This window comes from Desulfopila aestuarii DSM 18488 (genome assembly GCF_900143695.1).
Classification (GTDB): Bacteria; Desulfobacterota; Desulfobulbia; order Desulfobulbales; family Desulfocapsaceae; genus Desulfopila; species Desulfopila aestuarii.
In genome coordinates this window covers 39,854-51,544 of the sequence record NZ_FRFE01000035.1, presented here as the reverse complement: position 1 = coordinate 51,544, position 11,691 = coordinate 39,854, and the positions used below count along the sequence as shown (strand labels likewise).

Genomic DNA, 11,691 nt, shown 5'->3' with positions numbered 1-11,691 from the left:
CCTTGACCGGCCCAAGACCTGTGAGAATTTCTCTTTCAGGCAAATAGCCATTGCGCACAACCTGCATGTGCCCTTTCTCATTTCTCAGCTCTGCGTAATACTGGAGCAGGTCCTGCAATTCAGCCTCAACCGCATCAGCAATGAGTTGTCGGGCGCCGGTACGTAACAGTTCGGTCAGCGGGTCTTCGACAAACTCTCCTGGCTTTTTCAGTGTGATAACTTTACTGTTGATCATGACGTATCCTTTTTTGTTGGAATTCTGTTTTGGCGAACTGATTCCAACAGGATACGTCATTTCTTTTTAAATTCTCCCTCAAACACCACTTTTGAGCATAACTCTTTATTTCCCCTTTTGGAGACTACTGAAATCAGGACATTGCCAGATGTGTGCCAGAGTGTAACAATTAGAATATGTCAAATATATTCAGAGCATTACACAAATCACACGACGAACAACATTGGAAAAAAAATAGCGAAAGTACTAAAGGGTAGGATACGGTATGGAAGTTGTCCTATTTTTTAGGACTGGAAAACTCTTTCATAAAGAGAGAATGGATTTTCAATAAACCATACAACCGAGATCGGCTTAGTCCTGACAATCTGCATGCTAATTCGCCATCGCCCTCGGTTTCTGCTAGCAACCTCTGCAGATATTGCTTTTCTATTCTGCTCAGTTGCAGGCGACGATATTCTTTAAAAAACGGCAGCGTCAGGGAATATGTAGTCGGGGCAGGTAAATGGTGAGATGGTTCTTCCGGAAACTGCTCATGCTTTAGGGAAACTTTTGAGCGGATACCGCACAAACGAATCTCCGGTGGAAGATGTATGGGATATAATACCGGGGCCATAGGATCGGAAATTATTGCTTTGTCCAAAGTATTTTCCAACTCCCTGATGTTTCCCGGCCAGGAATATGCCTCCAGGGCCTCAAGTGTTTCCGGAGCAACGCCTTTAATGGGCAACCGATTACGACGGCAGATCGAAAAAACGAAGTTCATGGTAAGTTTCTCAAGATCCGTCCCCCTCTCCCGAAGAGGAGGTAAATGGATGTTGAAAGTATTCAGCCGGAAAAACAGATCACTACGAAATGTGCCCTGTCGGACCATTGCCTCAAGATCCCGGTTAGTAGCAGCAACAAGTCTAAAATCACTTGTATGCTCTCTGTCTTTTCCTAACGGTCGATAGACCCGTTCCTGTAGAAGCCGGAGAAAACTTTTCTGGATCTCAATCGGTAATTCACCAACTTCATCAATGAAAAGAGTGCCGCCATCTGCCTGCTCAACCAACCCCCTCCGATCGCTGTTGGCACCAGTAAAGGCTCCCTTGACATGACCAAAAAGTATACTTTCCACGAGATTCTCAGGCAAACTCGCACAATCAACTACAATGAAAGGCCGCTTGGACCGTGAACTGTTGAGGTGGATTGCCCTGGCAAACAACTCTTTACCGGTCCCTGTCTCACCGGTAATCAGCACTCCACTATCGGTTTCTGCACATTGAGCAACCTGATCAAGACAGAAGCGAAGTGCTTTACTCTTGCCTACAATCTCATCACGTTTGAGATTGACATGAGATGAGCGCTGTATCTTTTTTTCATGATATTCAAGCGCTCTTTTTACATGAAGGATAATCTCCTGCCTCGAAAGCGGCTTTTGCAGATAATCCCATGCCCCGTTTTTAATCGCCATTTCTGCACCGTTGGCGTCGCCCATTCCGGTAATGATGATGACCTCAGGGGAAGAAGGAAGTTCGTGAATATAGGGGAGCAACTCGAGTCCGTTGCCGTCTGGAAGACGGACATCAAGGAAAACCAGGTCAGCTTGATGATTGCTTAGCAACTTTTTTCCTTCTTCAAGGCTCCCGGCTAAACTGGCTTCATGCCCTAAAAGACCGCAGTGTTCTAAAAGAAGACTCTGAAACGTTGAATCGTCATCGATGATTACCACATTTGCCATAATGTAAGGTCTCTCTTATGAAACAATCTGCTTTAGTCATGGATCTATCATCGTTCACTACTGCCCATAACGATTTCCTTTAGTTTTGTTAAAACCAGTGTGATGAAGTGACGGCGGGTTATACCTTATGCAGATTCTCTTCAATATACGTTTTTTTGTCAAGAATTTGGCCGATTATAGACAAAGCTAGATGCTGAAGGAGAGAGGATCTCCTTTGGTTCGGGGCATCCTTCATAGATCTACTGATGCTCTCAATGGGCGAGGAACCGCCCCCACCCATTGAGGCATGCCTAGCCATGAAGTGTTTTGATCCACCAGGTTACTTCAGTATCATTTACCTTTTATAGATACGTTTAAGTATTGATACGTTCAACATGCTCTCTCGTATTGGGTACAATTTTTAAGAGATTGTGTCGTGTTGAAGAGATGCAGTTACGTGCTAATGGTGCAATCTTGAATTCATCTAAGATAATAAAGATGGAGGATTCATCATGCGGACCGGCTGCCTTCGATGTTAGCAAGGCCCTTTTCGTTGAATCAGCTTACATTAATGCGCAGCAGGGTCCGACCTCAATTTTTCCCATTTGCAATCCTGATCAGAGCGTGACATCAGTGCCGATTTGCATTGTGGTTGCCTTTTCGTATATGAGCGAAGCTATAACCAGATCCTGGACAGCCAGCCCCACCGATTTGAATAGCGTTATTTCCCGATGCAGATGATTGTTGTTTTTTCCATCTCCCATTAACAATGTGCCAAGCTCCTGGCGTATGTGATCTTCACTGATCAGCCCGGCCGCGAGCGGCTGGATGAGATCTCCTGCTTCATTGCGACAGGCCTCATACTGATCCACAAATACTCTCGCTCCTTGCACAGTCTCAGGCGGTATTTCGCACATGTCGGGTCGATATGCGCCGATGGCGTTGATATGCACCCCGGGTTTGAGCATCTCATGGCGAAAGAGCGGTTGTCGGGATGGCGTGGCTGTGCAGATAATATCGACCTCCGGCAGGACGTCGATCCCTGCCGGTTGAACGTCAAGAGATAGTCGCTTTCCCATTTCCTTAGCAAAATCCTCCATGGCCTGGCTGGAGCGATCGAGCACATATGCCCGCTTGATATCCCTGACTGCACAGATCGATTCGAGCTGGCATCGCCCCTGGACTCCAGCTCCGATAATGGCAGCCTGTTGCGCATCAGGGGCTGCCATCTGATCCGTCGCCACCCCGCTGGCCGCGCCCGTGCGCAGGGCGGTAAGATGCTCGCCATCCAGTATCGAAAGCGGCTTTCCCGTCTCGCCGTCATAAAGCTGGACCAGTCCGTGAATGGCAGGCAGGCCTCGAGCCGGATTGTTCTTGTAAGTCATCACGGTCTTGAGGCTAACCCGGGAAAGCCTGGAAAGATAGGCCGGCATGAACAGCGCTGAGCCACCATGTTCCTCGATCAGCATACTGGTCCGAAGCGGCATGACCGCCTCGCCTGTGCTTACCGCCAAAAACGCCTGCTTCATCGCGGCAATGGCCTCTGGCATCTCCACACAGCAGGCAATATCCCTGGCGCTGATAATTTTCACCGTATACTCACTCATGCTTGGCTCCTTTCTATGTTCTTCGATACTCAGGTACATTCGTTCCGGTCCGACACTCCTGTTGGCGCACGCAAGGACTGCAACGTTGCTGTTTGGTCCCTTCCGGGTAATTGCCCTGGAAGACAGTTACTCTTTAAAATTCTCGATTACTGCTCTACTGATTGCCAGATGATTGCGCAGGCAGCGCTTTGCCTGACCGGCTTCACCCATAACGATATAAAGGCAGATTTTCTGTGCGGTATCAATGGCCTTATGAATATTCTGCTCCGTGGAGGTGGTAAACGCCACTGGGAGTCTGTTGTTTACCGCAACGTGAATATGCCTGATGATCTCAGCAAGCTCCGGCATCTCGGCAGCCATGGCAATAGCCAGGTGGAGCGCCAGGTCCGCGGACAGAAAATCACTGACCTTCTCCCGGCAGGCCTCGAGGTCATCCATCGCCTGTTTCAGTTCTTCCAACCGTTCTTCACTTGCTCTATCCGCTGCCTTTTCAATGGCATAACATTCCAGCAGTTCTCTCATCTCAAGCAGGTTAAGCAGGCTGGGGGCAACGCCAAACAGATGTGCAGCAACTTCCGATTCATCCTTTGCCGGAGTCATGCTCTTGATAAAGGTACCTCGCCCCTGGATGATCTCTAGATAGCCCATGATGGCCAGGGCATTGGTCGCTTCCCTGATCGAGGAGCGCCCTACCCCGAGCATCTCTCCTAGCTGTTCCTGGGTCGGTAGTCTGTCACCCGGCCGCAGTTCGCCACACTCGATGTTAGCCAGAATCTGCTTCACCACACCGTCCGATGCTGACGTTGCCTCAATCTGAAGTATCTTCATAGATTTTTGCACCCAAAGAGAGCATTTTGCCTCGTTAATGTTACCTGTGTGGTGGTGCCTCATCCCCCGTCTGACATATTTTCCTGCCAGATGATACGCCCGTCCAGAGCCTACAGGGTCGATGTTTCGTTGTCAAACACATACATCAGATGTTTATACCTTTGTGAAGCTGTGGTTTTCTGACCTGGGCGCTGCTCCCCCATTGTTGCATGTCAATTATAAAAGGAAATACGAACATATAACAAAGGGCGTGATTATCAATTTGGCCAGTGATTTATCCATGCTAATATTGGCGAAATACATCAGACAAATCATCCATTGCCATTGCCCCCCCCCCATGGTAACAGTAGCTGAGCACTCGGCAAAAGACCGACCCAGCTACTCCGGCACAGGAGAAAATGGCAGCACCTGTGCGTCGTAATTTTCACAGTTTCCTGGAGAACAACGGGATGAACATACCCAGCATATTCAATGACGTCATTGGGCCGGTCATGCGCGGCCCATCAAGCTCGCATAGTGCTGCAGCGGTTCGCATCGGCAGGATCGCCCGGGACGTGATGGGCGGAGGACTCACCGAGGTCGTGACCTCCTTCGACCTGAGCGGCTCGCTCCCAACCACTTATATTTCTCAGGGCTCTGACATGGGACTGTGCGGGGGACTCCTTGGTTTCGATGCCGCAGACGAACGGCTGATCGACTACAAAAGGGAGCTTCAGAACGCTGGCCTGAAGGTTGCCTATATTATGGACAACTTGGGTGACCAGCACCCGAACACCTACAACCTGGCATTGAAAAATGGTAGGGAACAACACAGCTTGGTGGCCATTTCCACGGGGGGCGGCATGATCGAGGTCACAAGAATCGATGACCTGCCGATCTCGTTTTTTGGTGACAACTATGGTCTGGCGGTATGGACAGGTGCTGGCCGGGAAGGTATCCGGGAGATGCTGGAAGGAATCGGCTGTAAGGTGACATGCGGAAACACCACTGGGCAATCGCTGATTTTTGCAACCAGACCTCTCCCGTTTCAAACCGACCTCCTTCACCAAATTGAAGCTGAATATGGTGTCGACCACATCAGAATCCTCCTCCCGGTTCTGCCCATTCTCACTGCGCCGGAGATGTCAGTCCCATTCTCCAGCGCCGAGGAGATGATGCGCGTTGCCGGCGGTGACAAAAGCCTTGCGGATCTGGCCCTCCGCTATGAGGCGGCACGGGGCAATATTGCGGAAAGCGAGGTTCTCGCCAGAATGCTGGAGATTGTCGAGATCCTTGAGAATTCTGTGAAGACCGGCCTGGCGGGCACGGAATACGGCGACAGAATTCTGGGGTATCAGTCGGGCAAATATCAGAGGGCGCATGAGGAAAAAAAGCTGCTGGGCCTCGGAGTGCTTGATCGGGTCATTCCGTATGTCACTGCGCTCATGGAGGCGAAAAGTGCCATGGGTGTCATCATCGCCGCGCCAACTGCCGGATCGTGCGGTGGCCTGCCCGGAACGGTACTTGGCGTGGCTGACGAGCTGCAACTTTCCCAGGAAGAAAAGGCGAGGGGACTGCTGGCTGCTGGACTTATCGGCGCCCTGATCGCCACACGCTCGACGTTCTCCGCCGAGATCTGCGGCTGCCAAGCGGAATGCGGAGTAAGCTCCGGCATGACGGCGGCGGCAATGGTCACGATGCTGGGCGGTACTGCGTTGACCGCCATGGGCGCCGCGTCCATGGCCCTGCAGAATGTTTTCGGCATGGTCTGCGATCCGGTTGCTGGCCGGGTGGAGGTTCCCTGCTTAGGCAAGAACATCCTCGCAGCAAGCAACGGTGTCTCTTGTGCCAACCTGGCCCTGGCCGGATTCGACCAGGTGATCCCCTTTGACGAGACGGTGGCGGCAATGGACAACGTCGGCCGCGCCTTACCGCATGAGTTGCGCTGCACGGCGCGCGGCGGGTTGTCACTGACCCCTACCTCGAAAAGGATTGAGCAGGCATTGGCGAGCAATGCCTGCCTTTCTGAGCCGGAATAAGGCCGCTGGTTTGCCAGACCCGGCCTTTCTGCAGGGTTTGGCCTGCTGAGCGTATCGTACCTGCAGCTGACAGCAAAAAACACTATCGGTTTTCAATGGTCGAGTATCTCCAATGCAAGACTCCTCGAAAGACAGAGACCAATATGAGAAGATGCAGGTATCTCATCACCGATGAGATTCTCAAGATTTGTGAGCTTCCCCTGCGACCTGTATTTTACCAGTTTGCCGTTCTCCAGATAGACAATACCAGCGGTGTCATATCCCCTGTATTCAAGACTTTTCAAGTCTTCAAGGAGAACAGGCAACACTTTCTTCGGGTCGCAATAACCAACTCTTCCTCACATATAATAATTTTTTTCTTTTGTTATCTTGGAGATGCTTTTCGATAGTTATTATATAGCCTTATGCACCATGGCCATTCGCCTGCATTGCCCTCGCATATTTCATCGGAGCAACCTGGAGGGTGGCCACCACCTTGCAAAAAAGCTTACAATTCATAGTGGGTACCCGAGATGAAAATTCGGTACCCACTTTGGATTTGGCCAATTCAAGAAGGGTTTGGAACTACATAATCACTTAGCAACAGAGACCTGAAACGAGCCCCGTTACTGCTTGCAACGTCAAAGGTGATAAACCCCATTCAATCATTCTTGACCCTTTATTGCTTTACGCCCCGGGTAACTCACCTTGCCAGCCAACTCTTCTTCTATACGCAGCAACTGATTATATTTTGCAACCCTGTCGGAACGACACAGGGAGCCAGTTTTGATCTGCCCTGCGGCTGTTCCCACGGCAAGATCTGCAATAGTTGCATCTTCCGTCTCGCCACTTCTATGGGAGATCACCGCGGTATAGCCTGCCTCCTTGGCCATGCGGATCGCATCAAGAGTCTCTGTTAATGAACCGATCTGGTTAAATTTAATGAGAATTGAGTTCGCCACACCCGTGTCGATCCCCTTCTTCAAAATCTTCGTATTCGTCACAAAGAGATCGTCGCCAACGAGCTGAAGGCGCTCACCGATCTTTTTGGTCAGGCTCGACCATCCGGTCCAGTCACTTTCGTCAAGGCCATCTTCAATGGAAATAATCGGATATTTCTCACTGAGTTCAGCGAGATAGTCTCCGAATTGTTCAGAATTAAAGATTTTCCCCTCACCTTTCAGGTTGTAATTTCCATCTGTATAGAATTCAGACGCGGCGCAGTCGAGGGCCAGGGTGATATCCTTATCCATTTGATAACCTGCGGCCTCTACAGCTTGAACAATAACTGCCAGCGCCTCCTCGTTTGAGGAGAGGTTGGGTGCAAAGCCACCTTCGTCGCCCACTGCAGTGCTCAAGCCTCTGCCGCTCAGTACCTTTTTCAGGTTATGGAACACTTCCGCACCCATCCGCAGGGCCTCCCGGAAATTATTCGCACCAACGGGCTGGATCATGAACTCCTGGATATCAACATTGTTATCCGCATGTTCTCCCCCATTGATGATGTTCATCATTGGGACCGGCATGAGATAGATACCCGGGGTTCCGTTCAGTTCGGAAATATGCTGATAGAGAGGAATCTTTTTATCCATGGCAGCAGCTTTCGCATTGGCTAACGAGACCGCCAGGATGGCATTGGCACCGAGTTTGTCCTTGTTGTCTGTTCCATCAAGATCAATCATTATCTGATCGACCCTTTTTTGATCATAGGCGCTGTGCCCAAGCAGGCTCGGTTGAATGACATCATTTACTGCCGAAACAGCCTTTAAAACACCTTTACCCATATATCGATTCTTATCGCCATCCCTCAATTCTAGTGCTTCCCGGGAGCCAGTGGAGGCACCTGATGGAGCACAAGCCCTGCCCCAGGCTCCAGATTCAAGGTAGACGTCCGCTTCAACAGTGGGGTTACCCCGTGAATCCATTACTTCTCGGCCTATTATCTTACTGATATTTGACATGATGAGTGCCCTCCTTTTGAGAAAATATCTAATTTCCGGCATGTGCGTAAGTCAGCTTTTGCTGGAGTTGAGACGTAAAAGATCCCCCGGCGTAAACCGGGGGATCTTTTAACAACTTGAGAAAGTGCGCTTACCTCATTAGACTTCCCAAGTGGTTTAACGTTCTGATTAATTGACAGACATAACTCATTTCATTGTCATACCAGGCGACAACCCTCACCTCGTAAATATTTGTCCCACAACGTTGGGCAAGAGTTTGAGTGCTATCGAAAAGTGAACCATAGCTCATACCAATCGTATCGCTTGACACCAATTCCTCGTCAGAATAGCCAAAGGATTCATCGGATGCCTTTTTCATGGCTTCATTGAGTCCCTCAACAGTTACAGAGTCGGTTTCATCTTTTAACGTAGCATCAAGAATAGTGATGGAACCAGAAGGAACCGGAACGCGCTGTGCTGACCCGATCAACTTGCCGGCAAGTTCAGGAATGACAAGACCGATCGCTTTCGCAGCACCGGTTGAATTAGGGACAATGTTAATTGCGCCAGCTCTTGCACGCCGAAAATCACCTTTACGATGCGGTCCATCAATAATATTCTGGTCGCCCGTATATGCATGAATTGTGGTCATGAATCCTGTCCGCAACTCACGATAATCATTCAAGGCCTTCGCCATGGGCGCAAGGCAATTGGTTGTACAGGAGGCACCGGAGACAATGAGATCATCACTTTTCAGCGTGTGATGATTTACGCCATACACAATAGTTGGCAGGTCATTGCCTGCAGGGGCTGAAATAAGAACCCTCTTTGCACCGGCATCAATATGCGCCTGGCTTTTGGCTTTCGAGCAGAAAAATCCGGTACATTCTAAAACGATGTCCACTCCAAGTTTGCCCCAGGGAAGATTCTTCGGTTCCGGGTCTTTGTAGACCCTGATTTTCTTACCGTCAATGATAAGCGAATCCTCATCACTTTCGACAGTATGTCCTGCAAAACGCCCCTGGACACTGTCATATTTCAGAAGATGAGCAAGCATCTTTGGATCTGTTAAATCGTTAATTGCTACAACTTCAAAACGATCATCTCCAACAATTTTTCGAAATGAAAGCCTTCCTATTCTTCCGAAACCATTGATAGCAATTTTAAGCATACTCTTTTCTCCCGTTATATTTGTTAGATGAGATGAATCGACGTCCCTGCCAAACGTTGCCTGTCTAATCAGGCCTTTCCGGCACTGCCGAGTACATCTTCATTTTTTGCTTTTATCAGTTCGATAAGTTCAGTTCGTGCCGGACCAAGATACTTTCGTGGATCGAATTCGGACGGCTTCTCACTGAATATTTTTCGGATTATGGCGGTCATGGCAAGACGTCCATCGCTGTCGATGTTTATTTTACACACCGCTGATTGTGCGGCCCGCCGCAGTTGCACTGCAGGGATCCCCACTGCACTTTCCAGATTACCGCCAAATTGATTGATCATGGCGACGTGCTCAGGCGATACCGATGATGCACCGTGCAGGACGATAGGATACCCAGGAAGACGTTTTTCGATTTCCTCTAATATATCAAAACGCAAGCTCGGTGGTTCCTCGCCCGGCTTCAACTTGAATTTATGAGCGCCGTGGGAGGTCCCAATGGAGATCGCCAGACTGTCTGCACCTGTTTTCGAGACAAATTCTTCCACCTCTTCTGGCTGGGTATAATGACTCACAGCAGAAGATACCTCATCCTCGACACCTGCCAATACCCCCAATTCCCCTTCAACGGTCACGCCTTTTTTATGGGCGTACTCCACAACTTCTGCGGTGAGCCGGATATTATCCTCAAAGGAATGGTGTGAACCGTCAATCATAACCGAGGAGAAACCACTGTCTATACACTCCTTGGCTAACTCAAAAGTGTTACCATGGTCCAGATGGAGCGCAATGGGAATATTGCTGCCCATATTCCGGGCCATGGCGACCGCGCCTTCCACCATGTAGGGCATCATCACGGCATCAGCGTATTCCCTGGCACTACCGGAGACTTGTAAAATAACAGGAGAAGCAGATTGCACGCAACCGATCAGGATAGCCTGTAGCTGCTCCATATTATTGAAATTATATGCTGGAACAGCATATCTGCCTTCCATTGCCTTTTGAAACATCTCCCTGGTGTTCACTAACCCAAGTTTCTCATATATAATAGAAGCAGTCATCAAAAATCTCCGTAGTATGTGCCTGGGCTGCCTTGTAACAGACAGTGTTCATGGTGGGGATAAAATCAATCAGTAACAGAGTGCCTTACATTTTTTCTGGCGCTAAAAATCTATTTGCTGCCGATGACATCAAGAGAACAGGTGATCTAAGGCACCATACAACCACTCGCAAACTGGATAATCTAGCTCAGAGCCAATCAGGTTTGGTAAGAAAACAAACTCCATGAACCAGCTATATTTCTTCCAGTTGCACCTCTGCCAGTAACTGCTTGACCTGTTCGAGAGAGCCAACCGATGTACCTTTCTGGCTGGCTGTTGCAGCGCCACAGGCAATTCCTTTGCAGAGGGCGTCCTGCATGCTGTCGCCCTGACTGAGCCCCCAGACAACTCCGGCGACCATTGAATCGCCCGCGCCGATAGGATTGGCTGCTACGATTTCCGGACTGACGGCCATCCACGCTTTACCATCATTCACCAGAACAGCACCCTCTTTACCGAGCGAGATAATCACACTCACAGGACCCATGGAAGAAATTGCCGTACCGACGGATGCAATCTCCGCTTTCGTGCTGACAGGAAGCCCGGTCAGCTCATGGGCTTCCTCGTCATTTGGTTTGACCAGCAGAGGTCTAGCTGCACAGTTCTGACGCAAAGCCTCGCCGCTTGTGTCCAGGAATACCTTTGCCCCAGCCGCCTGAATAATGGTAATCAGCTTCGAATAGTAGGTAGGTGGAACCCCAGGAGGCAGACTGCCGGCAAGTACCCACCAATCCCCGGCCTGGGCCCGGTCACCTATCTTTTGGGCCAGTTGCGCAAGATCAGTGTCACTGATGGACGGTCCAGGCTCATTGACCTTCACATACTGCCCATTTTCACTACTTACAATGGACACATTGGTGCGTGTCTCCCCCTTAACCCAGATGAAATCAGTCTCAATATCAAGGGATCGGAGCTTGTCATTGAGCATCTCCCCACTTTTTCCAGCTGCAAAACCCAGAGCCACACTCGAAATACCAAGTGACTTCAGCATGCGGGCAACATTAAATCCCTTCCCGCCGCAGTCTACCTGCCAATCCGTGGCTCGAAGGACAGTATCGAAGGAAATAGCATCAACGGTCATTTCCCGGTCAACTGCTGGATTGAGTGTAACAGTGAATATCATCTT

9 protein-coding genes and 1 pseudogene are annotated in these 11,691 nt (G+C 49.8%); 1 reads left to right on the top strand and 9 read right to left on the bottom strand.

From position 1 onward, the window contains the following. From BUF15_RS22495 to BUF15_RS22480, 4 genes and pseudogenes are all read right to left on the bottom strand, one after another. Positions 1–235 (bottom strand): annotated as a pseudogene (locus BUF15_RS22495) (IS256 family transposase); the annotation flags it as partial. A gap of 277 nt (positions 236–512) precedes the next feature. Further along, positions 513–1,955 carry a sigma-54-dependent transcriptional regulator gene (locus tag BUF15_RS22490; RefSeq protein WP_073616010.1) on the bottom strand — a complete coding sequence of 481 codons (1,443 nt, stop codon included), beginning with the start codon at positions 1,953–1,955 and terminating at the stop codon, positions 513–515. A gap of 596 nt (positions 1,956–2,551) precedes the next feature. Then, positions 2,552–3,541 (bottom strand): ornithine cyclodeaminase family protein, encoded by a 990-nt coding sequence (locus BUF15_RS22485; protein ID WP_073616008.1) that lies wholly within the window; start codon positions 3,539–3,541, stop codon positions 2,552–2,554. Between the two features lie 126 nt (positions 3,542–3,667). Further along, positions 3,668–4,369 (bottom strand): FadR/GntR family transcriptional regulator, encoded by a 702-nt coding sequence (locus BUF15_RS22480; protein ID WP_073616006.1) that lies wholly within the window; start codon positions 4,367–4,369, stop codon positions 3,668–3,670. A gap of 449 nt (positions 4,370–4,818) precedes the next feature. Here BUF15_RS22480 and BUF15_RS22475 point away from each other — a divergent pair, with 449 nt between their 5' ends. Next, positions 4,819–6,387, top strand: coding sequence for an L-serine ammonia-lyase, iron-sulfur-dependent, subunit alpha (locus tag BUF15_RS22475; RefSeq protein WP_073616017.1), 1,569 nt, complete (start codon positions 4,819–4,821; stop codon positions 6,385–6,387). Positions 6,388–6,479: 92 nt separating this feature from the next. Here BUF15_RS22475 and BUF15_RS22470 read toward each other — a convergent pair whose 3' ends face one another. The 5 genes from BUF15_RS22470 to pfkB all read right to left on the bottom strand — a co-directional run bounded on the left by BUF15_RS22470 (position 6,480) and on the right by pfkB (position 11,688). Further along, positions 6,480–6,692: a hypothetical protein gene (locus BUF15_RS22470; protein ID WP_143170838.1), complete on the bottom strand. Its 213-nt coding sequence runs from the start codon at positions 6,690–6,692 to the stop codon at positions 6,480–6,482. Positions 6,693–7,031: 339 nt separating this feature from the next. Further along, positions 7,032–8,327 (bottom strand): phosphopyruvate hydratase, encoded by a 1,296-nt coding sequence (gene eno, locus BUF15_RS22465; RefSeq protein WP_073616002.1) that lies wholly within the window; start codon positions 8,325–8,327, stop codon positions 7,032–7,034. Between the two features lie 130 nt (positions 8,328–8,457). After that, positions 8,458–9,477 (bottom strand): type I glyceraldehyde-3-phosphate dehydrogenase, encoded by a 1,020-nt coding sequence (gene gap, locus BUF15_RS22460; protein ID WP_073616000.1) that lies wholly within the window; start codon positions 9,475–9,477, stop codon positions 8,458–8,460. A gap of 68 nt (positions 9,478–9,545) precedes the next feature. After that, complete coding sequence (locus BUF15_RS22455) at positions 9,546–10,526, bottom strand: class II fructose-bisphosphate aldolase (protein ID WP_073615998.1); 981 nt, start codon at positions 10,524–10,526, stop codon at positions 9,546–9,548. 232 nt (positions 10,527–10,758) lie between these two features. Then, positions 10,759–11,688, bottom strand: coding sequence for a 1-phosphofructokinase (gene pfkB / locus BUF15_RS22450; protein ID WP_073615996.1), 930 nt, complete (start codon positions 11,686–11,688; stop codon positions 10,759–10,761). Between the last annotated feature and the right edge of the window lie 3 nt (positions 11,689–11,691).